This window comes from Flavonifractor sp. AGMB03687 (assembly GCF_017811815.1).
GTDB lineage: Bacteria > Bacillota > Clostridia > Oscillospirales > Oscillospiraceae > Flavonifractor.
Map to the genome: position 1 here is coordinate 1 of NZ_JADKZI010000004.1, position 24,037 is coordinate 24,037.

General features: G+C 47.1%; 28 protein-coding genes and 1 tRNA gene. 5 read left to right on the forward strand and 24 right to left on the reverse strand.

The features are described from left to right. Positions 1-172: 172 nt before the first annotated feature. From mobV to J9789_RS09145, 3 genes are all read right to left on the reverse strand, one after another. Positions 173-1,114, reverse strand: a complete 942-nt coding sequence (gene mobV / locus J9789_RS09135; protein ID WP_117634993.1) for a MobV family relaxase — start codon at positions 1,112-1,114, stop codon at positions 173-175. Between the two features lie 183 nt (positions 1,115-1,297). Then, positions 1,298-1,693, reverse strand: coding sequence for a replication initiator protein A (locus J9789_RS09140; RefSeq protein WP_209344677.1), 396 nt, complete (start codon positions 1,691-1,693; stop codon positions 1,298-1,300). Between the two features lie 111 nt (positions 1,694-1,804). Continuing rightward, positions 1,805-2,218: a cysteine-rich VLP domain-containing protein gene (locus J9789_RS09145; protein ID WP_209345477.1), complete on the reverse strand. Its 414-nt coding sequence runs from the start codon at positions 2,216-2,218 to the stop codon at positions 1,805-1,807. Between the two features lie 340 nt (positions 2,219-2,558). Between J9789_RS09145 and J9789_RS09150 the strand changes: the two genes are divergently transcribed. Genes J9789_RS09150 through J9789_RS09160 form a run of 3 tightly spaced genes read left to right on the forward strand, consistent with a single transcriptional unit; the run spans position 2,559 to position 4,789 of the window. Then, entirely contained in the window at positions 2,559-2,846 is a 288-nt protein-coding gene (locus tag J9789_RS09150) for a hypothetical protein (RefSeq protein ID WP_025486815.1), read from the forward strand. A gap of 34 nt (positions 2,847-2,880) precedes the next feature. Next, positions 2,881-3,681, forward strand: coding sequence for a helix-turn-helix transcriptional regulator (locus J9789_RS09155; RefSeq protein WP_209344679.1), 801 nt, complete (start codon positions 2,881-2,883; stop codon positions 3,679-3,681). Between the two features lie 37 nt (positions 3,682-3,718). Next, positions 3,719-4,789 carry an ankyrin repeat domain-containing protein gene (locus J9789_RS09160; protein ID WP_209344681.1) on the forward strand — a complete coding sequence of 357 codons (1,071 nt, stop codon included), beginning with the start codon at positions 3,719-3,721 and terminating at the stop codon, positions 4,787-4,789. A gap of 531 nt (positions 4,790-5,320) precedes the next feature. On the opposite strand, the gene J9789_RS09165 is transcribed toward J9789_RS09160, so the two are convergent. The 20 genes from J9789_RS09165 to J9789_RS09260 form a co-directional block, all read right to left on the reverse strand. Next, the gene (locus J9789_RS09165) at positions 5,321-6,289 is read right to left on the reverse strand and encodes a site-specific integrase (protein ID WP_242864942.1); all 969 of its coding nucleotides are present in this window, start codon (positions 6,287-6,289) and stop codon (positions 5,321-5,323) included. A 147-nt stretch (positions 6,290-6,436) separates the two neighbouring features. Next, on the reverse strand, positions 6,437-6,679 hold the full coding sequence (locus J9789_RS09170) for a helix-turn-helix domain-containing protein (protein ID WP_058963940.1): 243 nt from the start codon (positions 6,677-6,679) through the stop codon (positions 6,437-6,439). Further along, complete coding sequence (locus J9789_RS09175) at positions 6,672-7,049, reverse strand: type II toxin-antitoxin system PemK/MazF family toxin (RefSeq protein WP_209344683.1); 378 nt, start codon at positions 7,047-7,049, stop codon at positions 6,672-6,674. Before J9789_RS09175 ends, J9789_RS09170 begins: the two co-directional genes overlap by 8 nt. 580 nt (positions 7,050-7,629) lie before the next feature. After that, the gene (locus J9789_RS17045; RefSeq protein WP_245185189.1) at positions 7,630-8,454 is read right to left on the reverse strand and encodes a hypothetical protein; all 825 of its coding nucleotides are present in this window, start codon (positions 8,452-8,454) and stop codon (positions 7,630-7,632) included. Positions 8,455-8,896: 442 nt separating this feature from the next. Next, positions 8,897-9,313 (reverse strand): winged helix-turn-helix domain-containing protein, encoded by a 417-nt coding sequence (locus J9789_RS09185; protein WP_209344685.1) that lies wholly within the window; start codon positions 9,311-9,313, stop codon positions 8,897-8,899. A gap of 151 nt (positions 9,314-9,464) precedes the next feature. Then, entirely contained in the window at positions 9,465-10,076 is a 612-nt protein-coding gene (locus J9789_RS09190; RefSeq protein WP_348633666.1) for a M15 family metallopeptidase, read from the reverse strand. Positions 10,077-10,174: 98 nt separating this feature from the next. Continuing rightward, positions 10,175-12,667, reverse strand: a complete 2,493-nt coding sequence (locus tag J9789_RS09195; protein WP_209344686.1) for an ABC transporter permease — start codon at positions 12,665-12,667, stop codon at positions 10,175-10,177. Positions 12,668-12,681: 14 nt separating this feature from the next. Continuing rightward, positions 12,682-13,347 (reverse strand): ABC transporter ATP-binding protein, encoded by a 666-nt coding sequence (locus J9789_RS09200; protein ID WP_209344688.1) that lies wholly within the window; start codon positions 13,345-13,347, stop codon positions 12,682-12,684. A gap of 172 nt (positions 13,348-13,519) precedes the next feature. Next, complete coding sequence (locus J9789_RS09205; protein ID WP_209344690.1) at positions 13,520-14,551, reverse strand: HAMP domain-containing sensor histidine kinase; 1,032 nt, start codon at positions 14,549-14,551, stop codon at positions 13,520-13,522. Further along, complete coding sequence (locus tag J9789_RS09210; RefSeq protein WP_209344693.1) at positions 14,548-15,240, reverse strand: response regulator transcription factor; 693 nt, start codon at positions 15,238-15,240, stop codon at positions 14,548-14,550. The genes J9789_RS09205 and J9789_RS09210 overlap by 4 nt, the downstream gene beginning before the upstream one ends. Positions 15,241-15,595: 355 nt before the next feature. Further along, the gene (locus J9789_RS09215) at positions 15,596-16,012 is read right to left on the reverse strand and encodes a winged helix-turn-helix domain-containing protein (RefSeq protein WP_209344695.1); all 417 of its coding nucleotides are present in this window, start codon (positions 16,010-16,012) and stop codon (positions 15,596-15,598) included. Positions 16,013-16,165: 153 nt separating this feature from the next. Then, positions 16,166-16,804 (reverse strand): hypothetical protein, encoded by a 639-nt coding sequence (locus J9789_RS09220; RefSeq protein WP_209344697.1) that lies wholly within the window; start codon positions 16,802-16,804, stop codon positions 16,166-16,168. Positions 16,805-16,900: 96 nt separating this feature from the next. Next, the gene (locus tag J9789_RS09225) at positions 16,901-18,361 is read right to left on the reverse strand and encodes a HAMP domain-containing sensor histidine kinase (protein ID WP_209344699.1); all 1,461 of its coding nucleotides are present in this window, start codon (positions 18,359-18,361) and stop codon (positions 16,901-16,903) included. Beyond that, positions 18,345-19,010, reverse strand: a complete 666-nt coding sequence (locus J9789_RS09230; RefSeq protein WP_209344701.1) for a response regulator transcription factor — start codon at positions 19,008-19,010, stop codon at positions 18,345-18,347. The genes J9789_RS09225 and J9789_RS09230 overlap by 17 nt, the downstream gene beginning before the upstream one ends. Before the next feature lie 69 nt (positions 19,011-19,079). Continuing rightward, positions 19,080-19,283 (reverse strand): hypothetical protein, encoded by a 204-nt coding sequence (locus J9789_RS17050; protein ID WP_245185190.1) that lies wholly within the window; start codon positions 19,281-19,283, stop codon positions 19,080-19,082. 183 nt (positions 19,284-19,466) lie between these two features. Next, positions 19,467-19,883 carry a winged helix-turn-helix domain-containing protein gene (locus J9789_RS09240; protein ID WP_178611453.1) on the reverse strand — a complete coding sequence of 139 codons (417 nt, stop codon included), beginning with the start codon at positions 19,881-19,883 and terminating at the stop codon, positions 19,467-19,469. Positions 19,884-20,037: 154 nt separating this feature from the next. Next, positions 20,038-20,385, reverse strand: a complete 348-nt coding sequence (locus tag J9789_RS09245; RefSeq protein ID WP_209344703.1) for a response regulator — start codon at positions 20,383-20,385, stop codon at positions 20,038-20,040. A 13-nt stretch (positions 20,386-20,398) separates the two neighbouring features. Next, positions 20,399-20,890, reverse strand: a complete 492-nt coding sequence (locus J9789_RS09250) for an anti-sigma factor (RefSeq protein ID WP_209344705.1) — start codon at positions 20,888-20,890, stop codon at positions 20,399-20,401. 10 nt (positions 20,891-20,900) lie between these two features. Continuing rightward, entirely contained in the window at positions 20,901-21,191 is a 291-nt protein-coding gene (locus J9789_RS09255) for a hypothetical protein (protein WP_209344707.1), read from the reverse strand. Further along, positions 21,169-21,453, reverse strand: coding sequence for a helix-turn-helix domain-containing protein (locus J9789_RS09260; RefSeq protein WP_209344709.1), 285 nt, complete (start codon positions 21,451-21,453; stop codon positions 21,169-21,171). Before J9789_RS09260 ends, J9789_RS09255 begins: the two co-directional genes overlap by 23 nt. Before the next feature lie 286 nt (positions 21,454-21,739). Between J9789_RS09260 and J9789_RS09265 the strand changes: the two genes are divergently transcribed. Further along, a tRNA-Ser gene (locus J9789_RS09265) sits at positions 21,740-21,867 on the forward strand. A 59-nt stretch (positions 21,868-21,926) separates the two neighbouring features. Continuing rightward, complete coding sequence (locus tag J9789_RS09270) at positions 21,927-22,649, forward strand: hypothetical protein (protein WP_209344711.1); 723 nt, start codon at positions 21,927-21,929, stop codon at positions 22,647-22,649. A gap of 44 nt (positions 22,650-22,693) precedes the next feature. Here the strand turns inward: J9789_RS09270 and J9789_RS09275 are convergent, their stop codons facing one another. Next, on the reverse strand, positions 22,694-24,037 hold the full coding sequence (locus J9789_RS09275) for an MATE family efflux transporter (RefSeq protein WP_245185191.1): 1,344 nt from the start codon (positions 24,035-24,037) through the stop codon (positions 22,694-22,696).

The following is a 24,037-nucleotide window of genomic DNA, read 5'->3' on the forward strand; positions in this document are numbered from 1 at the left end:
CCCGGCTGGCGAAGCTTTTTCTCCAGCTTGTTTTGTCATGCCCTTTTTCAGTCGCGCAATTTTTGCGGGACTTTTTTTATTTCAGCTATTGACTTTTGTTTGCAGGACTCCATATTTAATTTTCAAAGTGCAGTGCCGCCATGCTGCGGCGTGAAATGTTTTCTGTCATCAATCACCGTTCCCTTGTGTGCCGCTGCTGCCGTTTCAGTTCTGCCAGCACCTCCGGCGGGATACGGTCTACCAGCCGCTGAATGTCTTTCAGCTCGCTTTCCAGCTTTGCCCGTTCCATCGTATCTTTCATCTTGCCTTTTTCGCTGGCTTTGGCTTTGGCTTCCAACTGTTCATTTTCTGCCAAAAGGTCGCTTATCGTGACCTTGTATTTTTTGAGCTGACCGGAGAAGTTCTCCATCTGCGGAAACCACTTTTTCAGCAGGGAGAGGGCTTCCTCTTTCTTCTTTCCGGCGTTGAACGGGGTAATATCGCCCAGCGTGGCTTCAATGGCTCTTGCCTGTTTGGAGAGATTGACCGCCTGCTTGAACAGACGGGTGGGGATATGCTTCCTGCCTGTCTTGCTGGCACTTTCTCCACGCTCCAAGTCGGGATATTTCTCCACCATATAGGCGTGAAAATCGTCCTGCCATTTTGTGAGGTTGGCTCTGTTCCCAATAATCTCCTTTGCACACAGGCGGTTGTCCTCTGTCAGCGGGACAAAGACCAAATGCAGGTGGGGCGTTTTCTCGTCCATGTGTACCACCGCCGACACGATATTTTCTTTCCCTACCCGCCTGATTAAGAAATCAGCCGCCCTCTGGAAAAATTCCTGTATTTCCTTTGGGGACTTCTTCTTGAAAAACTCCGGGCTGGCGGTAATCAGTGTATCCACAAACCGGGTACTGTCCTTACGGGTACGGCAGCCAGCTTGTTCAATGCGGCTTTTAATGAAGTGGTAGTACCTGCCCTCTGGCTTAACGATATGGAAGTTGTACTTGCTCCGGCTGGTGTCAATGTCGGGATTGCTGGCGTACTGTTCCTTTTGCCGTTCGTGATGGGCTTCCAGCGGTCTTGCCGGATTGCCTTTGTGTTTTTCAAATCGCAAAATTGCGTGTTGTGCCATGAAACTCCTTTCCCCATTCCATTCCTTTCCGGGACTTTTCCACAGGAAAATCCCGCAGAAAATATCTCAGATAGGAAGGGAATGGATAGAATATAAATCAATATTTTTATCTCTGTATTTCTATATACCGTCCGGTTTTCGTACTTCAAGAGGATTGATTATCGTACTTGTGGAGTGCGGTTTTCAGTCCTCCGGTGTTCTATAACCGGATTTCTTGAAGTCGGTGTTTGGAACCGCTTCGTAGGATTTTGGGTAAATACGGTTGGGTTTTCCACAGCCCTGCTTCTGGATCTCCACCAGTCCGGCATATTGCAGTTCCCGCAGGGTGTTGACCGCTTTCTGCCGTCCACAGTGGAGCAGCTCCACTACCTCGTTGATGGGATAGTAGAGGTAAATCCGCCCGTATTCGTCTGCCCAGCCATTTTTCCGGGACAGGTCTGTCCGGCGCAGGATAAAGGCATACAGTACCTTTGCTTCGTTGGACAGGGGGGTGAATGTGGGGGCTTCAAAAAGGAAATTAGGAAGCCGGGTAAAGTTGACCGCCTTTTCCGGCTGATGGATATAAATGGTGTTTGTCATATCGTGTTTTGTGGACGGTTAGAAGCCCTTTTTCTGGGGCAGACGGTAGTTTCTATTGCCTGCCCATGTTCTGTGCTTGCAAAGCCTTGTAAATCAAGGACCTTTCAGCCCCTAACTGTCCACAGTAGACCTCCTTTTCCGTTCACTTTCTGTTTTCTGCCGCCTGTGAACTCTGGCGGCGCAGTCGGGACAGTATTTCGCCCGGTTGGACTTTGGGACGAACACTCTGCCGCAGACCGCACAGCGTTTTAGCTCCTTATCCCGGAAAATCTCTGCTTCCAGCATTCCGATTTGCGGCAAGACCGACCAGCGGAACCACTTACAGCAGACCGAGAAAGAAATGGTCTGGGGGCAAGTGTGGGTGTCCCCATCGTCAAGGAGCATACAGTTCCCGTCCTCATAACAGCAGCACTCCCGACGGATCAGGGCGTTTGCCTGTTTCCTCTGTGCCGGTGTCATGCGGTAAAGGGAACCGTCCTGCCTGCGCTCTATGGGCGGCAGTCGTTTAAATGGGTTCTCTCTCATGTGTTCCCTCCATTTTTCCTTAGCCGTTCTCCCCGAAAAGGCTTCCTGCCCCATTCCTGCGGCGTGTTCCAGCGTTGGCACGCTCCCCGGACTTCGGGACATTTTGTCCCGAAGTGGCTCGTTGCGGTGCTTCCCCTGTCAGGGTATTCCTTTTCGGACGGTTATTCATTTTTCAAGGTGCAGCTCATCGATGAACTACCCTAAGTCTACACCTAAAAGACCGCCCGCCCCGTATATCCATAAGGTCGGAAATCAGCCCGGAAAACTCTCTATTTCCACGCTCTCGGAATTATGGTAAAATGGAAAAAACAGAATGCCATTTTCGTTTAGGGAGGGCTCTATGTCAAAATTAAGTGATTTAATAAATGCAGAAGATAGTTTTCTGGTAAAATTAAGATGTGAAAATACTTTTGACGAAACGAAATATTTAGAAATTAAAAATCAAATCCTTATTGAAATGCCAAAGTGGAGAACACAGGGATTTATTTTGAATTGTGATGTTGAAGTGTTAATTAGCTTGATTGACCAATTAGCGGGAGGAAGCCGCTTCTTTAGCGAGGAAACAGCAATCAGGGTTGAGGATGCTTGTATGGAAATAGAAGAAATTATAAACTGTTTAGGAAGTTAAGTCGTCATATATTAAGTAGACAAGGAGGGAGAGCATGGAACTATCCATACAAGAACGATTGAAAGACCTGCGTGTGGAGCGTGGGCTGACGCTGGAACAGCTTGCAGAGCAAACACATCTCTCCAAGTCGGCGCTGGGCAGTTATGAGGGGGATAATTTCAAGGACATCAGCCATTATGCCCTTATTGAGTTAGCAAAGTTTTATGAAGTGACTGTTGATTATCTGCTGGGGCGTTCTCAAACAAAAAATCACCCAAACGCCGATCTTGCAGACCTGCGTTTGAGTGATGATATGATTGAACTCTTGAAAAGTGGGCTGGTGGATAATTCCCTCTTGTGTGAGCTGGCGGCGCACCCGGATTTCCCCCGGCTGATGGCTGACCTTGAAATCTATGTGAACGGTATCGCTGGCAAACAGGTGCAGAGCGCAAACGCCATTGTAGACGCTGTGAGCGCAACCATTATGAAGCAGTACAATCCCGGCTTGTCCGACCCGCAGTTACGACAGCTTATCGCCGCCCATATTGATGATGACAGCTTTTGCCGCTATGTGATACAGCAGGACATAAACAAGATAGCTCTTGACCTACGAGAAGCACATAAGGACGATTTTTTCAGCGTCCCGGAGGACAATCCTCTGGAAGATTTTTTGCAGACCGCCGAGGAAACCGCCAAAGAGGACAGCGACCCGGAACAAGCGTCTTTGGCGTTTATCTGTAAACGGCTTAAACTGAACTACAAGAAGCTATCCGAGGACGAAAAGAAGTGGCTGAAAAAGATTGCACAGAAGTCGGACTTGCTGAAAAATCCAAACCCACAACGGGGGCGGAAGTAAGAGAACAACAAATCGGGAGTTATGGAGGGGATAGAATATGGCAAAAAAGAAAAGAGTTACACTGCCAAAAGACTTTAAAGAACTTATCGAAATAGGCGATATTGAGAAACTTAAAGCAATCTATAATCTATGCGAACTATCTGCCACCTACGATGGGCGATATGGTATGAATACGGCATTGCATTATTATGGGGTTCCTAATGAACTCGTTCGCTGGCTTGTTGAACAAGGTCTGGATGTCAACATAGAAAACGATTATGGACGTTCCCCTTTATATGTGCAATCTACAGGAGGGCGTGACACTGTAAAATTACTTTTTGAGCTTGGCGCCGATATGGAGAAGCCTGACCGGTACGGGAACAGACCGTTGCATACCGCAGCAAGTTTTTTTCGTGCAGATACTGTACGCTTTTTGGTGGAAAACGGGGCAAATATTCATGTGGAAAATGATATGAAACAAACGCCGCTTGAATCTTCCCTTGCGGTCTGCCGCAATGCAGACATATCGAAAATGGCTGAGATTTCTATTATATTGTTAGAGGCAGGGGCAAAAATTACATCGGATATGATTGAAAGTGTTAAGCGAATTGGCGAAGAATTTGAATTTCACAGAGACAACTTTAACAAAAACTATCTTTCCGAAGCAGACGCCGGACTAAAAAAACTCTATACTTTGTTTGATGTAGCTCCCATTGCAAAGCGTCAAATGCACGATGGAGTCTCTCCTATTATTGTGACAGATGAATCTTGGGAAAAACAATATGAGGTGCTTTGGCAACTGTTAGTTCCATCCAGTGGTGCAGCGCAAACCGTACAGGGCGAAGTTGTTCGCATAACAGGACGTATACGAGATGAATTATACAGGAACGGCGGTGCAAACTGGGATAGAAATTATCGGAAAATGTTGGATGCGTTGCTCATGCATTTTTCGTCCGGTACACCGCTTTCCGAACACGAGTTAAGTGAGACAAAAAAGCTGACATCAAGCATTCACGCTAAAGGCGATGATGATGAACAAATAACCGACCGTCTTTGTGAACTTGCTGTTTTGTGGGTGTCGAAAAATCCTAATCCAATTTTATTGAATAAGCTAAATTATGATAGGTAATAGGTATCCCCCCTTGTAATAGGTCAGCTTCCAGTTCATCAAGCAGATAGCAAAGCCAGCCGAGCCAGTCAACGGTCAAGATGAACGGCGCACAAATGCGCCGCCGTTGACAGTCCCGCCCGTCTTTGCTGATAGGCAATCAAGGCGGGAAAGCCCTAAAATGGCTTCCCGCCCATTTCAATTTTAAGAGAAAAATCCCTCTGCTTTTTCGTGAGTGTGTCCACAAGTTAGGGACATTTTGTCCCGAAGTCCGGCGTAGGACGAGGAACGGGGGCTTTCATATACGCCCTGTCTGCTGATGAAACCAACCCTGTGCTTGCGGCTCTATGCCACACAATCACAGCTTTGTTTTCCTGCTGCTTCAAATGCCCTTGCCCTCCCCGGCGGCAACCTCATTTTCGCAGCAACGCAGACAGAGCGTATAACACACTACACTTTGCAAGCAAAGTCGTGTGCCAAGGGGCAAGCCCCTTTGGAAACCCTGGACAACAAAACAGGCTGAATATCTCGCACTTTCCCGGTGCTTGATACTCATCCTTTATTTGTTGTCAGCAGCCCCCGTTTCGTGGTCTGCGTGTAGTTCCTTGTAAACTGACCTAACCGTTCTTTCAAAAAAGGAATCAATGGATAAGTCCGCAGACTGGATTTGTTCTTTGCCTTGTCCTTCTTAATCGTGACCCGCTCTCCCTTTACATTGCAGGTTGTTACCGTATGCCGAATGGAGAAGCAGTTATGGTTGAAGTCAAAGGCACTCCATTTCAAACCGATAACCTCACTGCGGCGCAGGCCGTAAAAAGCAGTCAGTAGAACTACCAGCTCGATCTTATGCCCCTTGATAACTTCAAACAGATTCAGGACTTCCGAATCCAGGTAGTAGTCACCCTTGAAGGGTTCAGGCTTGGAAATGATAATCCGGTCAGCCGGATTGCTTGGAATCAGATTTTTGTCAACCGCATAATTCAACGCCCCATGAATCAGAGCGTGGTAATGTTTAACGGTGGTCGGCTTGACCCGTTCCAATTCTTTCTCATAAAAAGCGAGAATATCTTGTTTGGTAAGGTCACAAAGGGCGACAGGATGCTCTCGGAAATACGGGGCGATGGGGTTGTTAAGCTGTTGTTCGTATCCCGAATAGGTCGAGAGTTCAATGGGCTTGCTGTCCATCACCCGTCCGGTAGCAGACTTGTACTTGTACTCAAGCCACTGGTACAGGAAATCCACAAAGGAAATCGCTGCGGATGACGGGCCAGACGGAGAAGCCGACTGCTGTGAGGCCGTAGCCTCCTGAAGCAGCTTTTCCGTCCATTCTTTTCGGATGGTGGGAAGCATATTGTTTGCCCAGGTCTTATTGCCCTTGACTTTCTTATGGGTGGGAATCCATTTGGGCTTTCTCTTACCGTTCTCATCGGTAAGGTTTAGAACCCAATAGAGATACCCTTTTTTCTCGGCCACATGGCCGGAGATTAGTTTGCTGTTTTCTTGCAGGTGTACCGCTGGCATACTGATCTGTTCCTCCTTTTGCGGTATTGAGTTCACCTACCAATGACACCTTTATTGTATCATCGGACAGAACAAAACTCCAGGTAAATCCGCGTCAGAATTGTTAACTTTCTGCGTCTATCCGGTGAAGATCGACACCATAGCCTGCTACTCCGCCAAAGTGGAGCAGGTGATTTTCAAATAACGAAGAATGTGGGCTTTGGGGATGCGGTAAGCCCGTCCAATTTTCAGGTACTCAATTTTCCCATCTTTAAGTAACTTGTACCCGGTTTTTGTACTGACGCCAAGCGCCTCACACATTTGACCAATGTCCATCACATCCGGGTAGTCTTTTAACATCAATCGGTAGGCATCTCTGGGGGAGAGTAGTCCGCCGTCATTTTCATACATTGTGAGTCCTCCTTTCGTTGGGGTATCCTATGCCGATGCTGATTGCCAGGGCTGCATCTATCTCCAGCATTTTTTCTTTGCTGATACGCCCAATGTAACCACGGAGCCGCTTCCGGTCTATTGTCCGCAGTTGTTCCAACAGAAGCAGAGAGGTAGGCGCAAGCCCCGGCACATTCTCAAGTAGGATATGGGTAGGCAGACTGTTCTTCGCTTTTCTGCTGGTGATGGCTGCCGCAACAACGGTAGGACTAAAGTGATTCCCCACATCATTTTGGATAACAAGGACAGGGCGGATGCCGCCTTGCTCGGAGCCGACCACCGGGTTCAGGTCTGCATAGAACAGATCGCCACGCCGGATAGCCTTTCGCATAAACTGACCTCCTGAATATTAAGTAAGCCGGAAAACGGGGCAGGCCATAAGACCTGCCCCATTTCCGGCGAAATACAAAATCCGATTTGTTTTCTTGTTATGTGCCATTTGTCCTTGACACCCCGCACATATTGGGAAGTCATCAGTGACCGGCAGCGAACCGGCCCACGGGAATCTCACCCCTCCGAGGATCTCTCCGAGCTGCCCCCATTGCGTGATCCTGCAACCAGATGGTTTCCAAATGTTATGGACTACTCTGATCTTAAGCAGGGCTGTGGCTGGACAGGAGTACCATTATGCCCCTTTCCGGTCATGGCCGCGCCGGGTGCTGCCCGGTTTTTACAGGCTGCCGTTACTCGCTCATACAGGACAGGATTGTATGCAAGACCAATTATGATAATCAGGTGGGATCTGCTCATCATGTCCGTATATCATGGCGCGGCCCCTGAATCGGCTTTAGCTCTTCGAGCTGGAAAGGGGGGATGTTACTGATGAATGAGTATGCGGTTGTCAAGGTACAGGTGAAAGAAGAACACTCGAAAGAATGCCTTTCACCTATCGTCCTGAAACCGCAGGGGTGTCAACCCTGTGCCGCAAAATATTTTTTAAGTTTGGCAATCGCCAGGTTTATGGACTTGGCAACGGCTTGATGGCTTGTCCCTTCCATGCGACCGATCTGCCGGGTAGAGAGTCCCTGAAAAACATGAAGCCGGAATCGCCGTTTCTGAACCTCGGTCAAAGCGCCCACTGTAAAAAGCTGCTCCAGGGCTTTCCAGGCATACTTGCGGTTCTGTATGTCAACAACTCGTTCTTCCCATTCTTCATCCAGAGCGCGAGTGGCACAATGCTCCGTTTCCTCCAAACCGTGGATCGAAACATCCTTGCGGGTCTGGGCGCTCTCTGCCCGATCCTGCTCATAGTAAATTTGATCGGACAGGGCTTTCAGCTCTGCAAAGTCATGTTCCGTTTTGTCAGGATTCTCCTTCAGATAATCCTCCAGTGTGATTTCTATGATTTCGTTATGAAAGCGATAAACGATATTTGGGCTGTTTTTGTTTATCGCATAGTCGCTTTTGCGATAATTTTGCACCTCTGTTACCTCCGATTTGTTTTTTTGCGGAAAACAAATCGGAGGTGGCGGCCCCCTAACTCTTTGTTCAGGGAGCCTTAAATGAAAGCGGCCGACTTTGTATCGGAATACAAAATCAGCCGCTTCCTGGATATGTGCATTGAGAAGTCCAATAGAGTAGGCAGCACCGGCAGGCGGGGGTTTGTCCCCACTTGGGGAAAACTCCCGCGCACAAAAACGCAGACCAACGCCTATTGAAATTTGTCCATTGAAAGCCGTGTGTCGTTGATATGGGACAAAAAGCAACTTCTCAATGCTGCGGATTTTCTGATCCATAGCACTGTTACTCCTTGTCCGCTGCTATGCGGACGGCACACAGGCGGCTGGCATCATCCCCTTTCTTCCATCAATATGGCAGTTCTACTCTGCCGCCTTTGCTGATAATTTTTAATTGTAAGTTCTAAATTTGGGGAACCTTGACGGTTTCCCTCGGAATTTGTCGATAGCATAAAGAAAGGCGGCCCTTATCCATAAGATAAAGACCGCCGTATGCGCTGATTATGTATGATACTGTTTTTGCAGCCCCTCATCGGCCTCACCTCACTTTTTCCCAGGGGATGGGTAGACTGTCACAGTAAGAGTTTATCTTGAAGAAATCATCAGGACTTCATCGAAAAATGTAAAATTTTCTTTCTTTTCTTCGCATTTTAGTTTTTTATAATGGCAGAAAATAGCGCCGGACTCAGAGGTAGATTCTGCGTCCGGCACTTTTGATATGCTATTTTTCAATTTTATATCCCACCCGAAAAACAGTCTTGATGTAGGTGGGGTGCTTTGGGTCAGGTTCCAGCTTGTTCCGTAGTCGCCAGATCGTGTTGTCCACTGTGTTGCTGCCTAATTCATAGTCCTCGCCCCAGGCAGCATTGTAGAGCTGCTCCCGGCTGAATACACGCCCAGGGCAGCGGGCCATGCAGTAAAGGATGGAGAACTCCCCATAATTCAGACAAATCTCCGTACCGGCCTTCGTGACCCGCCGCTGCTCTGGGAATATCTCTATATCCCCCAGAGTCAGGGCAGAAGGCTCCAGATCAGCAGCATGAAGAACCTGAACATCTTTTCCCTGTAAGGCTCCCAGGATAGAACGAAAGACACTTCCATCTGGGTCGGAAGTTCGAATGACTATAATCTCCTTCATGTGATTTCCTCCATAGACCGCTGATCCTGTGCCGGGCAATGAGAAGCGGCGGCCTTGATTGTTCAAAGCCGCCGCAGCGATAAATAAGCATGGATAGTGTCTGTCGAACGACGGCTTTTTTCTTTTGCCGTCGTCCGGCAGATAAAATTTTTCATTTTAACTCGGTAATATATTCCTCGAGGCAGATTCCTTGGTGATATATTTCTTCTGCGGCGTTTTTCCCTACATAACGGTAATGCCAAGGCTCATAGGCTGTACCTGTAACATCTTCTTTGTCCGAAGGATACCGTAAAATAAAGCCATATTGCCAGGCATTTTTCTCGAGCCATTTGTATACCTGATTTCCGGTTGAGTTCACACCATCTGCATTGATGTCAACAGCTAAACCTGTTTGGTGTTCACTATAGCCCACAACCGATACCCAGCGTCGTGCTTCTGTTTTTGCCTCCGAATTGGAATATCCTTGTTCTTTTAATTCATCAATTTTTTCATCCATCAATTCTTGTTGCTTTTCTGCCGTTCGATAGCCAGAAGCAACGACAGGGTATACTCCTTGCGCTCGCATATCATCGAACATCTGTTGCAGGTTGGGATAAATGCGACTATCAACGCTTTGCCCATTAGACAACTCTGTAAGCTCAATATCCCAATCCTTCGGCACCTTATAGTCTTGGTTGACCAGTATCAAATTCCAGCCATATTCTGTGCTTGCTGACTGGCCCGGAGATAATATTTCCTGTAGTAGCACATTGATTGTGGGCAACTTAGCAACGCATGTAATAAACATTATGAAAATGGCCGTTAAAACCAATCCTCCAACAAGTCTTTTACCTTTCGGTTTTCTGCTCCTATGTCCCACTGTTATTCACCCCGCTTCAACCTTTCCACAACACTCTCCTTACTGATTGCTTTATTGAGAAAACAAGGAATGAAAATACCGATGAACAACAAAATGATTGATATAAGTATTACTGGATAAAAGTTTGCATTATAGCTTAAAAACCAGATCATTTCACATACGGGACGAACAACTGCTGTGGCAATAGCTAAGCAAAATGGTACGGCGATTAAAACAGAGAATATGATATATAAACAACTTTCCATGCAAAGCAAACGGCGGAGCTGTTTACCGGTCATACCTACACTTTGTATCAACGCAAATTCTTGACGGCGGCTGAATAAACTGGTCAATATTGTATTGGCAAAATTCAACAGGCCAATAATTCCAATGAGAAAAGCCATAGTGCCGCCCACGGAAATTATGATGTTTTGGATGTCTGAAACACCAGCCATAATCGTATCTTTTGAACGGAAGGCCATTTCCGGTTCCACTTCGCTCACATATTGTTCTAAAAAGCGGTTCATTTGATTTTCATAACCATCATACACATTAAAAAGGTACGTCATGGCATAATTATTTCCGGTGAACGACTGATAAATATTACTGGGCAAGAAGAAGCACGATCCGAGCCAATCATAGGTATTACCCTCATTTGCAACGATATGTCCTAATACCGTAAATTCTTGAACCGCGCCATTGCAATATAACTGTACGGTATCACCTACGGCATGGTTCATGCTGCTTTCATCCATGTCACCTCTGGAATTAACATAAGCGCCTTCCAAAATATATTGCCCGGATGCCAGCTTTTCTGCATCTAACTCGCCATCAACTAATTTTGCCCAGGAAAGGAGCGTATAATCTAATCCGTAAACGTGGGTAGCAAAAGAACCGTCCTCCTGCTGGTTTCCAACCTGTTGTGTTGTATCACTCCTATACGATGCGCGGCACCCGTATTCACAGCCACCATTTTCAAAACCGGGTTGAGATTGAATGCTTTCCACCATACTCATGCTTAACGCGCTGTTTTCGTTTATCTCTATATAATTTAGAAGATCATTATGTCCTACACAAAAATCTGCCCCAATCAAATTTTCAATCGCTTTTTCTGGGTTGACACTGTTTGAAAGCGTAAAAACTGTATTGGTCAGGACAATACTTAAGGAAAGACTAAGGACAACCAGCGCGGTACGCTTTTTGTTTCTCCCTAAATTTGCCCATGCCATAGTACAGCAAATATTTCCAATATGCACACGGCGCTTCTTTCTTTTCTCAAAGACGGGGTCGGTGTCTGTATATCTAACCGCTTCAATGGGTGAAACTTTTGCTGCTGTCTTTTCGGATTTTCTCGTGCTGATCCATACGGTCAAAAAGGTAAATAAAGAAGCTGCAATAAAAATGAGAGGATTCGGAGATACAATCGCATCATAATCGGAAAAGGCGCTGGCTTTCATCAGTATAGGCAGCAATATTTTCCCAATCAAATAACCCGCCAGCAGACCAACAGGAATTCCGATTACGGAAAGCCGGAATGTTTGCCTACGAATGATTGAGCGAATTTGGCGTTCTGAAGTACCAATGGTTTTTAAGAGGCCCCAAAAATGAATATCTCTTAACACAGAAATTTGAAATATATTATATATGATAAGGTATCCTACCAACAAAAACATGAACAACGTGCATACAAGAACGGTATTTGTTCCTATTGCATTTGTTTTGCTCAAAGATGAATACTTTGGATTTATCCCCGCATTGATATAGTTGTCATCATCAACATTAGTAGAAAAACCACTTTCTTCTACAACGGTTTTCAAATCTTCACTTACATTATCTGTGTTAGCAAATTTAATAATTGCGGTAATGGAACCTGTTTCGGTGCCTTTCTTATATTGAATTTCCTCTGCATGTGCCTGCATATATGATTTAGATGTAACGATAGTTCCATAATAGACGCCGGGATAGCTTTCCCACCATCCAGCCAAAATAAAGTCACGTTTTATTTTCTGGCCCTGTACGGTCAATTCCAATGTAATTTTTTCTCCTACTGACAGCGGAACATTAAGAAGTTCCAATGTCTGCGTATCTGCTATAATTTCATTTTCTGCTTTCGGCCTATGTCCGCTGGTAGGTTCTATAAAATTATATTTCAGAGCATTATCGTCATAATATAAAAAGAGAGTTTCTCGTTTAGACAATTCTGTGTTATCCACACTATCAGCAAGTGTGCGGCAATACGCAATTTCGTGAATTAGAGGATGGGTGCTAATGGTATCGTACTCAGACTGGTTCAAATCAATGATTCTGGCATGACCATCCCCGCCAGATAAAATCATGTCGGCCCGTTCTGTACTCTCTGTTAATCCCCTTTGTAAAGTAAACAGCCCCGTGAAAAGAATTGTAGTTAAAATAATTGAAATAATAGCAATAATGTTTCTTGTGCGATTTGCTTGAAAACTTTTTTTTGCCAACTTTTTTTCAATTTTATGGGTATCATTTTCAAACGGCCATGTCATAACACTTCACCTCCTTAGCCCATGATCTTCCCGTCCTCAATACGGACAATCCGATCAGAAAGACGGGCTATATCATTGTTATGGGTGATCATTACAACGGTCTGGTGAAATTCGGCGCTGGTGCGCTTGATAAGTCCCAGCACTTCGGCGCTGGTCTTGCTGTCAAGATTACCGGTCGGCTCGTCAGCCAGTATAATAGCCGGTTTGGTAATTAGAGCGCGGGCGATGGCGACACGCTGCTGCTGGCCGCCGGAAAGGTTGCTGGGCATATTTTTTAATTTATCTTCCAGTCCCAACATTTTCACCACTTCATACATAAAATGTTTATCCACGGTATCGCCGTCCAGCTCTACCGGCAAGACGATATTTTCATAGACATTCAAAATAGGGACAAGGTTATAGTTTTGAAAAATAAAGCCAATATTTCGACGGCGGAAAATGGTAAGCTGTTCGTCATTCATTTTTGCCAATATTTTGCCTCGGACAATCACATTGCCAGAAGTGGGCGTATCAAGTCCGCCCATCATGTGCAATAGAGTAGACTTACCGCTGCCGGATGTTCCAACAATAGCCACAAATTCGCCGTCCTCCACAGTGAGATTCACGCCGTCAAGAGCGCGCACAATGTTTGGCTTTGTACCATAATACTTTTTCAGGTCAATAACCTGTAAAACACTCATATTCAAAGCTCCTTTCAAGGTTTTCCTCCGGTTAATAAGGTTATTGTAAAACTCAAATGTCACAGAAATGTCCGAGGGATCAAGAACCTCCATTAAAAATCCGGCTGAAATGTTACACTTTCGGGACATTTGAAAAAGAACGGCTGGCAGCTCAAAAACTGCCCGCCGTTCTTTACTTCAAAGGGAGCATAATGGAAAATTCCGAGCCTTGTTTCGGTGCTGAAACGACTTTGATATAGCCGCCCTGTCGTGTCACAATTTCGCGGGCAAGATACAAACCGATCCCCACGCCTGGCTGTTCATGTACTTCTTCCTCTCGATAGAAACGCCGGAAGATAGCAGCTTGATTGCTTTCAGAAATGCCCTTGCCAGTATCAGTCACTTTGATTTCTACATACATTTCCCATTGTTTTACAGACACGGCAATTTTGCCACCTATGGGGGTATATTTCACTGCATTGTCTAACAGATTAAAAAGGGCTTCCGCTGTCCATTTGCTGTCATGGGAAACCGTCAGGTTTTCGGGACAATCTACTGAAACACTAATCTGTTTCTTTTCTGCGGCATATACAATGCCACTCATAGCTTGGGCAACAGTTTCAAAAAGGCGTCCGTCTTTTTTCTCCAACTGAATTACGCCTGTTTCCAGACGAGATGTTTTAACAAGAGCCTGAAAGAGAAAGTCCAGTTTATCCGTCTGGTTACAAATACCTCGGAGAAATTCAATACGTTCTGCTTCTGATACCGGCCTTGTCAGCAGGGTATCTGTTACCATTTTCAGATTGCTAACCGGCGTTTTTACCTGATGGGAAATATCTGACACCAGAGTTTGAAGTTCCTGCCGCTCCTCGTCCACTTTGCGCCGGTTTTTCTGCATAATCTGGTAAAGTCGGGAAAGGCGATGATTGATCCGCGCTAAAAGTGTTTCACTGTCATCTATGATTTCAGGTTCTTCTTTTCCGTCTATCATGTTATCCAAAGTTTTACACAAATCAGACGTAAATAGAGAAAGCCGTTTCCCGAAAGTTCGCGTCAGAAGTAATAATCCTATCAATGAACAGAGAATCAATAAACCGCCTGTTACCAAAATAGCAGTCTGGTGGAGCAACACAAACAGAACCAGAGTAATACCGCTCATTATGAGTGCCGTTCCGATAGACACCCCCAAAAACAGCCATTTAATCGGGATGGTATTCATCTTCATTTCGCTTCACCGCCCATCCATTGATAGCCCATCCCATAAATGGTTTTAATGTAAGGCGCACCGCCATCCGTTTCAATCTTACTGCGAATCCGGCTGATAGAGGTTGTCAAAGTATGTTCGTCTACAAAGCGTTCTTCCGCATCCCATAACTTTTCCAATAACTGCTGCCGGGTAAGAACTTGCTTCGGATTCTTGCGGAACAGGTTAAGCATCTTATATTCCATCGGGGATAGCGCCAACGGCTTTCCGTTTAGGGTTGCCGCCTGTTCGGAGAAATCCAGAAATAACCGTCCGTCATCGTAAATGTCCTTGGCAGGTTTGTGATGTTCCAGCATGGCAAACATAGCTTTTATTTTGCGCTGCAAGGCTCCAATAACAAACGGCTTGGTAATATAGTCTACGGCTCCTACTTCATATCCCCGTATCTGATCGCTCTCCTGATCGTTGGCTGTCAGAAATATTACAATGGTATCCGGCTGTTCCGGCTTAATCAACCGGCACAAATCATATCCATTTCCATCTGGCAGGTTGACATCAAGCAAGACCAAATCAAATTCGTGTGCATTTAGAATGTCGGTGGCCGTCCTTGCATTTAGAGCAGAAGTCACCTCGTATCCGTCAGCAGTCAAATTATAAGCTAACATCTTATTCAAAAAACTGTCGTCCTCGACAATCAAAATCTGTTTCATTGTTTCACTTCCTTTGAACTGTCTTATAGCATAGCAGAAAAATGTCCGTAAAATGTTACAGCACAGAGTATTTTCCTTTTTCTTTGATTATATGAGAACAGGAGAGTTAAGACAAGGCGCAAAGTATGAATTATAGAGTGCAGCAACGCCACATACTATATGGCTGAATATGAGAGCTGAAAAGCCTTTGATGTCTACACATTTAGGGTACAAAAAGCCCACGGAAACCAAGGCTTTTCGGCGGTGGTCGGTGGGGGCAGAATGATTTATCAAATATCCTCTGGATAGAAATCCTAATATTGAAGAAAAGCGCCAGGTGTAGGCCCAGTGAGATCATATCCAGCGCTTTGGTGTGCTATCTCTCAATTTTGTATCCTACCCGAAAAACGGTTTTGATGTAGGTGGGGTGCTTGGGGTCAGGCTCCAGCTTGCTCCGCAGCCGCCAGATCGTGTTGTCCACTGTGTTGCTGCCTAATTCATAGTCCTCGCCCCAGGCCGCATTGTATAGCTGCTCCCGACTGAATACACGCCCAGGGCAGCGGGCCATGCAGTAAAGGATGGAGAACTCCCCGTAGTTCAGGCAGATCTCCTTACCGGCCTTTGTGACCCGCCGCTGCTCTGGGAATATCTCTATATCCCCCAGAGTCAGGGCAGAAGGCTCAAGGCCAGCAGCATGGAGAATCTGAACATCTTTTCCTTGTAAGGCTCCCAGAATGGAGCGAAAGATACTCCCATCTGGATCAGAAGTGCGGATGACTATAATCTCATTCATACAAATTCCTCCCCAGCCGCCGATCCTGCGCCGGGCAATGAGAAGCGGCGGCCTTGATTTCTCAAAACCGCCGCATATTCAATGGGACATGGGTAATGGGCTGCTGCACGACGGCTTTTTTCTTTTGCCGTCGTCCGGCAGGTTCAATTTTATTTACTGTTGATGCGCTGCGTCAGCCTCAGTCTGGGAAAGTTGTCCGTTGTCAACCGCGTCATTGAGGGCTTTGTCCAGTTCCTCGCTCGACGCATAGTTTCCGATGTGGACGGACTCGCCGTTCTCTTTCGTCACATTAACTCCGTATTCGGAAACCACATCCTCGGTGGGAGGGATCATGGAATAGGTATCTCCCTCGCCGTTATCCTTGGAATATAAGGTTCCGTTTTTGATGCTTTCAAGTGTTTCTTGATATTCAGCGATGGTGGCATCCACGCTTTCCTGCGTCCATTCGTGAAAAACTCCCTGCCCATCATACCAGCCATCGCCCGTGCCGATCAGGGCCTCCAGTTCTTCCTTTTGGGTGGCAATCCACTGTTCATATTCCTCTGCCGTCCACCATTCAACATCCGGTGCAGGGTTGTTTTTCTCATAGTCCGTTTCAGCCACCCAATTTTCGCCATCGGTGCTAATGCCATCAGCATCATTGAAAAAGATGTCGGTACTTGACATTTGTGCTGTTTCTTCCGCCGATGTCTTAGGCGCATCGGCGGCCTGTGCGCTGGCATAGGTAAAACCCGCAAGGCTTAAACATAAGGCCCCGCACAGTCCCACAACCAGCAGTTTTCTGTTTTTCATGGAAAAAACCTCGCTTTCAAGAATTATAGCCGCCCCTCTGGGGACGGCTATAATATATCAAAAGGATTTGGATTGAGTTTGCATGGAATATGGATTTTAGATGGAGTTGAATGTCGATTGTTTGATAGGCAGCTTGAGCCAGAACAAAACGCCTCTTTCCGTGTTTTGGATGCCATACTTAGCGTGGTGCATTTCCATGATTTTACGAACAATATAAAGCCCCAAACCCGTTCCGCCGGTGTTGCGGTTACGGGAAGTGTCGGTACGGTAAAACGCTTCAAACAGATGGGAAAGCGCATCCTCCGGTATGTGAACTCCAGTATTTTCAACCTCACACCAAACGGTATCGTCAGCCTCGGCTAAAGATACCCGGATCAATTCACCCTCTGGAGAATATCGAATGGCATTAACTAAAATATTTTGAATTGCCCGTTCCATCTGCGCCGGTTCCATTTCACAGGAAAGTCTGTCAGGAATATTTACTTCAAGTCGCTGTTTCTTTTCTTCCAGCAAATCTGTTATGGTGGCAATCTGTACCCGAACCAGTTCAGCAAAGTCAGCGGTTTTATATTCGGATTTCTGTTTTCCGTCGGCTTTAGAAACATACAGCAGTTCTTTGACCAGTTTTTCCATCCGTTCTACAACAGCAAGTGAGCGTTCCATATATTCTGTGTGGTTTTCATATCCGCTGACTTTGTTCAGCATCCCAGCCAAATGGCCTTTCAAGATTGTTAGAGGTGTTTTCAACTCATGGGATGCCGCAGAAAAGAATTCTACCCGCTGGCGTTCTAATTCCTGTTCTTTTTCGATGTCTGCTTTGAGCTGGTCATTTGCGGTGTGCAGATCATTCAGCGCAGTTGACAAGGATGTGGACAGGGAATTGAGATTTTGAGCCAGACACCCCAACTCATCTTCTCGCTCCATACTGCATTGGCCGGAAAAATCCAGCGAGGCCATTTGCTCTGATATTTTACTTAACCGAACAATAGGCCGAGTAATATACCTTGCATAGATCCAAGAACATAACAGCGACAACACAAAGATCATAAGAAAAACATACGGAAATATAGACCACAAGACCTCTGTTGTCTGCTGAACCACAAACAAATCTACTTGAACAGCCAGTGTATAGCTACTTCCGTCTTTCAAAGTGATGGGATAAAAACTTGTGGTGGTTTTTCCAGAGGAATTTACATCAATGTACGGTGTATCTTCATCAAATGTTATAGCTGTATCGCCGGAGATGATTTCCGTTTCCGTGGATGTTCCTGCCGGATAAACGACGCTGCCATTTTGATCTTCCACCCAAAATATGGCATTGGTTTCTTTGGAAAAATCAGATAGAGCCTCCCCACAGTCAGAAAGGTTATCGTAGGCGGTGAGTTGATCTACAAGTTGAATGGCCGCAGTTTCCGTTGTCTGATTGATCAGCTTTGTATAAGTTGTAGGCAGAAGTTTTGAAATACAGAAATATGTTCCGCTGCAAGCCACTCCCAAAAGAATAAATGTAATCAGGAATACTTTAACGGACAGTTTCCCTTTAATGCTCCTTATCAATTCTATATCCCACCCCTCTAATGGTTTCTATATAATCGGCATCCAACTTTTTTCGTATATTTTTTATGTGGCTGTCTACAATGCGATCTTCCACAAATGCGTCGTCATCCCAAAGCCGATCAAGTAGCATTTGTCTGGTAAAGACTTTCCCCTGATTTTCCAACATAAGCCTGAGCAGCGCAAATTCTTTGCTGGTCAAAACGACTTCGCTGCCTTTGTGATATAAATGGAAGCCTTCAATATCCATACTTAGCTCTTTATAGATAAGCAGGGATTGATGTTTATTTTCAATGCCTCCACGACGAAGAATGGCTGCAATTTTGCACAGCAGGATTTTAGGGGAAAAAGGTTTGGGAATGTAGTCATCAATTTGCTGCTCAAATCCCTTTAGTTGATTTTCTTCATCCGAGAGAGCAGTAAGCATAATAATCGGCACTTGCGACTTTTGTCGAATGACCTCGCATACACCATAGCCATCAATCTTGGGCAGCATAATGTCCAGCAGCACAAGACTAATGGTATCATCAAACTTTGCAATTCCGGCTACACCATCATCGGCAATCACTACCTCATACCCTGCGTCGGTCAGATGGTTTTTTAATATATCTTGAATGTCAATGTCATCTTCAATAACTAAAATTCTCTGCATAAGACAACCTCCTCTTTGGGAGAATAACATTTTTTCTTGAATTTATGATGAAGAAAAAGAAATTGCAATTCAATTATAGGTTTCATTAGTGTTACTTGCAACTCTGCTGTATGAAATAAAATGCTTCTTAATATACCTTCGCCCACTGCGCTTGTAGCCCAGCCCCTTACCGGAAGCCTGTTTTGCTTGAATATCTACCGCCAGACTGATTTTTCGCTCCGGGCATCCGAGGCGTTTCTCTTTGCCTTCAATGGCGGCCAGAATATCTTTCAAATTGTAGCCGTCCCCCAGCTTGGAGGGCCGCAGACGGGTAAAGCATTCCTGCCTTTGTCCAGTTAACCGGAAACTGATACCGCCGCCCCGAATCTTCTTGACTTCATATCTGCCCCGCCTCATCAGGTCGAGATATTCGTCCAGATCAGCGGGGCACTCCGCCAGTGCGGCATCAATGCTATGTTATTTTTCAATTTTATATCCCACCCGAAAAACGGTCTTGATGTAAGTGGGATGCTTTGGGTCAGGCTCCAGCTTGCTCCGCAGCCGCCAGATCGTGTTGTCCACTGTGTTGGTGCCTAATTCATAGTCCTCGCCCCAGGCCGCATTGTAGAGCTGCTCCCGACTGAATACACGCCCAGGGCAGCGGGCCATGCAGTAAAGGATGGAGAACTCGCCGTAGTTCAGGCAGATCTCCTTACCGGCCTTTGTGACCCGCCGCTGCTCTGGAAATATCTCAATATCTCCCAGAGTTAGGGCAGAAGGATCAAGGTCAGCGGCATGGACAATCTGAACATCTTTTCCCTGTAAGGCTTCCAGGATAGAACGAAAGACACTTCCATCTGGGTCAGAAGTGCGGATGACTATAATCTCTTTCATACGATTTCCTCCCCGGTCCGCCGATCCCGCTGGACAATGAGAAGCGGCGGCCTTGATTGCTCAAAGCCGCCGCAAAGTCGTTTGGGCGTATTAAAACGGCTGCTGTACGACGGCTTTTTTTCTTTTGCCGTCGTGCGGCAGATGGTATTTTTATTTAGTTGCTGACTAAGGCTTTAATTTTACGGATTAAGTCAAAATCCGTTTTGCAGCAGAAACCACCATAGTACAGTTTGGCTTTTTGCTCTAATGCTCTGCTGTCATCGCCAGACATCAGCAGAAAAGGGATTTTCAAACCTTGTTGACGGATTATTTCAAGTAAATCCAGCCCTGTTCCATCTTTCATATTGAAATCGGAGCAGACTGCATCAACTGTGACTGCTTGAAGTATGTCCAATGCTTCCTTGACGCCCGTGGCCTTAATCGTATCAAAATCGCCCGATAACACAGATGACAGGACTTGCAGATATTCCGTGTTATCATCCACTACCAATATTCGTTTCATATCATTCTATCGTTTATCCCACAGTAATCTGGATCGCGCCCGAATAGTCTGTGCCGGTGATTCCGATGTAGTTCGCTCCTACTTGAAGCTGAACAGAAACGCTTCCGCTGGCAGATTCAGAAAGCACTTGCTCCTCCAAGTCCGGGGAGATGTAAATGAGTTGACAGTCCCCATCAAGAGAATCAAACTGGTATCGGACTACAATTTCACGGCACTCATTTTCCTTGAGGTCGGTGTCTGCAACCAAAATATCCTGTCCGTTAAATCCAGTTACAGAAGCGTCATAGGTGGCCAGAAAAGCATCGTTGTCCGAAGTCCGGCTGCCCTCAAAAGACTGATAAGGGGTTATAAGAGCGTTGCTTTTCCCAATCACTACATCATCACCTAATTGCTCTGCTCCTTCCTTGAGATTTTCACTTAACCTGTCGAGGCCGGAACAGGCAGTACAGGCAAGCAAAGAAGCCGCAATCAGACAGCACCCGATAAATTTTCCAATTTTGCACATAACCGTTTCCTCACTGAACGAAAGTAAGGAACATGGCAAGCGCAACAATTCCCACCATCAGCAGAGCCCAAAACGCGCTGATTGCCGTAGATACGATATTGATAACGCTGCGGCTTTCCTTGCTCCGCACACATACCACCGAAAGAATCAGACCCAGCAGGACAAAAACGATATTGGCTCCGGCCCAAGCGGTTCGGACTCCGTCCGACAGCGAAAGGTGCAGAAGCGATGGGGCAAGAGCCGCCAGCGGTAGGATACTCACAATGAGCGCAGCGATACTAGGGAGATAGATGTTTGTCATAGAATGTTCTCATAGCACAGATATAGGGACTGTCTGCTTCCTGTCTGCACTCACGCCGATAGAGATAGGCAAGAATGTCCGTCAGCTTGATTTTGTGGCTACGGATCAGGTGGTTTTGCTCAATGGTGTAGGGAATCTCACCTTGTTGCTCCAAATTGTAGGCGGTCTTGGGACAGATGTGGCAGATCTCGCATAGTTCCCGTTTGGTTACATAGGCGGGATACTTTGCGACGATGTCGGGGTAATACTTAGTCAAATCCATGTGCAGCACTCACTTTCTTGTTCATCTGTCATTGGTAGGTGAGGTACTTCACTGGTGTGTAAAATATTGGATTTTGAAGTGGGTTCAAATAAGATCAAGTTGTCTAATCAAAATAGTGATTTGCGTTTTCGTGAAATGGTATGGGTGTGAATACCCCCAATCTGGCGTCCAGTTCTATCCTTGTTCTATCCTCCGGTCATAATTCGGGGCAAAAATGGGAAGAACTCGGAAAGCCCTGTGGGTTCAAATAAAAACGAAAAACGGAAGCCAAAATCCGCAGTATACCGCAGCTTTTGGGCTTCCGTTGTGTACTTCCATCTTCGCTTAATTTCCACCAAAAGTCACAAGGGGGAAATGACTCGAAATCAGTTTGCGGGCAACCGCACGTGGGTTCGAATCCCACCCGCTGCGCCAGATCGGGGCAAGCGCATAGCGCTTGCTCCGCTTTTTTAAGACACAGAAAGAAGGTCCCAATGTCCAGGACAAGAAAGATCTACATAGCCCGGCTGGTCGGGCGCTGTCTGGTTTTCGTCATCTGCACCCTCCTTTATCTGTTTCATCCCGAGTCTTTTGCAGTGCTGAACGGATTCCAGTTCTTTAAGACCCTCTCTCCCCTGCATCTGCTGTGGATCATTTGGGTCATGGATATGTTCCTCCAGATCATTCCCATCAAAAACAAGCTTCCCCTGGGCTCCCAGAAGCTGTTTGCCAACCACTTCAAGCCCATCCGGGAAAAGGTCAACTATGAGGCCCTGCGGAACTACATCGTTTCCACCACCAAGGCGGCCTACAAGGTCTTCCTTCTTTGGTGCCTGCTGATCGCGGCCATCGGGGCGCTGTACTATACTGGCGTGCTGGACAAGGCCAACCTGTTCATGATCTCCGTGCTCTTCTACGTCTGCGATCTGATCTGCGTCCTGATCTGGTGTCCTTTCCGCCTGATCCTGAAAAACCGCTGCTGCACCACCTGCCGGATCTTCAACTGGGATCACCTGATGATGTTCTCCCCCCTGATCTTTATGGGCGGATTTTATGCCGGCTCTCTGGTCTCCATGGCCGCCGTGGCCTGGCTGGTATGGGAGTTGTGCGTGATGATGTACCCCGAACGGTTCTGGGACCACTCCAACGAGGCCCTGAAGTGCTCGAAGTGTACCGATAAGCTCTGCACCCAATACTGCCACAAGCTGCGGGAATGAAAAACCGGAGCAAGCGCCATGCGCTTGCTCCGGTTTTTTCTTGGTCACGGGCTCAAGGTACTGATCTTCTTCTGATAGACCCGACGGTAAAGCAGCACCGCCACGCCGCAGGAGATCAGCTCCGCCACCAGGAACGCGAACCACACCAGATCGCCCTTCAGCGCGCCCAGAGCCAGCGCAGCGGGCAGCAGCAGAATGACCTGACGCAGCAGAGAAATCAGCAGGCTGGCATTGGCCGAGCCCAGGGCCTGGAGAGCAGAGCACAAAATGATGGAGACTCCGGCAAAGAGGAAGGACAGAGCGATCACCCGCAGGGCGGAAATACCGGCGACCAGCAGTTCACCCTCGGCGTCAAACAAGGTGAGCAGCGGACCGGCCAGTACCAGCATAATGAGGGTACCCGCCCCCATGATGACCACGGTGAGGATGAGGGCAAAGTGGGTGGTGCCGGTAATGCGCTCCCGGTGCTTGGCACCGTAGTTGAAGCTGATGATGGGCACCAGGGCGTTGTTCATGCCGTATAGCGGCATGAAGATAAAGGACTGCATCTTGTAGTAGGCTCCCAGAATAAAAACGCCAAAGGGGGTGAACAGGGGCAGGATGAGGTTCATGCCCACGTTCATCACGCTGGAGAGGGACTGCATGAGAATGGCGGGAAAGCCCACCCGGAACATGGTGCGGATGATCTCCCCATCCGGCCGAAACCGGCGGAAGGTCAGATGGATTACCGGGCTGCGACGCACCATCCAGAAGCTGGCTGCCAGACCCACGATCTGCCCCAGAACGGTGGCCAGAGCCGCCCCTGCCACCTCCATCCGGGGAATGGGCCCCAGGCCGAAGATAAACAGGGGATCCAGGATCAGATTGACCACCGCACCGATACCCTGAATGATCATGGGGCCTACCGTATCGCCGGTGGCCTGCAGAGTGCGCTCCCCTGCAAACTGCATGCACACACCGATGGACAGGCCGGTCACGATGGACAGGTACTGCACGCCGTACTCGATCTGCTGGGGCACATCGGAGAACAGGGTGAGAAAAGGCCGGGCAAGGCTCACGCCCAGCACCAAGAACACCAGCCAGCACACAAAGTAGACGAAGTAGCCGTTGGCGGCCACCCGGTCGGCCTCCTCCTTCCGACCCTCTCCCAGCCGCCGAGCCAGCAGGGTGTTGAAGCCCACGCCTGTACCCACGCACACCGCGATCATCAGCGTCTGCACCGGGTAGACCAGCGCCAGGGCCTCAAAGCCGTCCCGGCTCAGCCTGGCTACAAACAGGCTGTCCACCATGTTGTACAGGGCCTGGATCAGCATGGACAGCATCATGGGCCAGGACATGTTGATCAGCAGCCGGCGTACCGGCATGACTCCCATCTTGTTCTCTTGCAA

Bases quoted from the DNA above. Each gene is read 5' to 3' on its own strand.
- mobV (WP_117634993.1), bottom strand. From the start codon at position 1,114: ATGGCACAACACGCAATTTTGCGATTTGAAAAACACAAAGGCAATCCG.
- J9789_RS09140 (WP_209344677.1), bottom strand. From the start codon at position 1,693: ATGACAAACACCATTTATATCCATCAGCCGGAAAAGGCGGTCAACTTT.
- J9789_RS09145 (WP_209345477.1), bottom strand. From the start codon at position 2,218: ATGAGAGAGAACCCATTTAAACGACTGCCGCCCATAGAGCGCAGGCAG.
- J9789_RS09150 (WP_025486815.1), top strand. From the start codon at position 2,559: ATGTCAAAATTAAGTGATTTAATAAATGCAGAAGATAGTTTTCTGGTA.
- J9789_RS09155 (WP_209344679.1), top strand. From the start codon at position 2,881: ATGGAACTATCCATACAAGAACGATTGAAAGACCTGCGTGTGGAGCGT.
- J9789_RS09160 (WP_209344681.1), top strand. From the start codon at position 3,719: ATGGCAAAAAAGAAAAGAGTTACACTGCCAAAAGACTTTAAAGAACTT.
- J9789_RS09165 (WP_242864942.1), bottom strand. From the start codon at position 6,289: ATGCCAGCGGTACACCTGCAAGAAAACAGCAAACTAATCTCCGGCCAT.
- J9789_RS09170 (WP_058963940.1), bottom strand. From the start codon at position 6,679: ATGTATGAAAATGACGGCGGACTACTCTCCCCCAGAGATGCCTACCGA.
- J9789_RS09175 (WP_209344683.1), bottom strand. From the start codon at position 7,049: ATGCGAAAGGCTATCCGGCGTGGCGATCTGTTCTATGCAGACCTGAAC.
- J9789_RS17045 (WP_245185189.1), bottom strand. From the start codon at position 8,454: ATGGATCAGAAAATCCGCAGCATTGAGAAGTTGCTTTTTGTCCCATAT.
- J9789_RS09185 (WP_209344685.1), bottom strand. From the start codon at position 9,313: ATGAAGGAGATTATAGTCATTCGAACTTCCGACCCAGATGGAAGTGTC.
- J9789_RS09195 (WP_209344686.1), bottom strand. From the start codon at position 12,667: ATGACATGGCCGTTTGAAAATGATACCCATAAAATTGAAAAAAAGTTG.
- J9789_RS09200 (WP_209344688.1), bottom strand. From the start codon at position 13,347: ATGAGTGTTTTACAGGTTATTGACCTGAAAAAGTATTATGGTACAAAG.
- J9789_RS09205 (WP_209344690.1), bottom strand. From the start codon at position 14,551: ATGAAGATGAATACCATCCCGATTAAATGGCTGTTTTTGGGGGTGTCT.
- J9789_RS09210 (WP_209344693.1), bottom strand. From the start codon at position 15,240: ATGAAACAGATTTTGATTGTCGAGGACGACAGTTTTTTGAATAAGATG.
- J9789_RS09215 (WP_209344695.1), bottom strand. From the start codon at position 16,012: ATGAATGAGATTATAGTCATCCGCACTTCTGATCCAGATGGGAGTATC.
- J9789_RS09220 (WP_209344697.1), bottom strand. From the start codon at position 16,804: ATGAAAAACAGAAAACTGCTGGTTGTGGGACTGTGCGGGGCCTTATGT.
- J9789_RS09230 (WP_209344701.1), bottom strand. From the start codon at position 19,010: ATGCAGAGAATTTTAGTTATTGAAGATGACATTGACATTCAAGATATA.
- J9789_RS09240 (WP_178611453.1), bottom strand. From the start codon at position 19,883: ATGAAAGAGATTATAGTCATCCGCACTTCTGACCCAGATGGAAGTGTC.
- J9789_RS09245 (WP_209344703.1), bottom strand. From the start codon at position 20,385: ATGAAACGAATATTGGTAGTGGATGATAACACGGAATATCTGCAAGTC.
- J9789_RS09250 (WP_209344705.1), bottom strand. From the start codon at position 20,890: ATGTGCAAAATTGGAAAATTTATCGGGTGCTGTCTGATTGCGGCTTCT.
- J9789_RS09255 (WP_209344707.1), bottom strand. From the start codon at position 21,191: ATGACAAACATCTATCTCCCTAGTATCGCTGCGCTCATTGTGAGTATC.
- J9789_RS09260 (WP_209344709.1), bottom strand. From the start codon at position 21,453: ATGGATTTGACTAAGTATTACCCCGACATCGTCGCAAAGTATCCCGCC.
- J9789_RS09270 (WP_209344711.1), top strand. From the start codon at position 21,927: ATGTCCAGGACAAGAAAGATCTACATAGCCCGGCTGGTCGGGCGCTGT.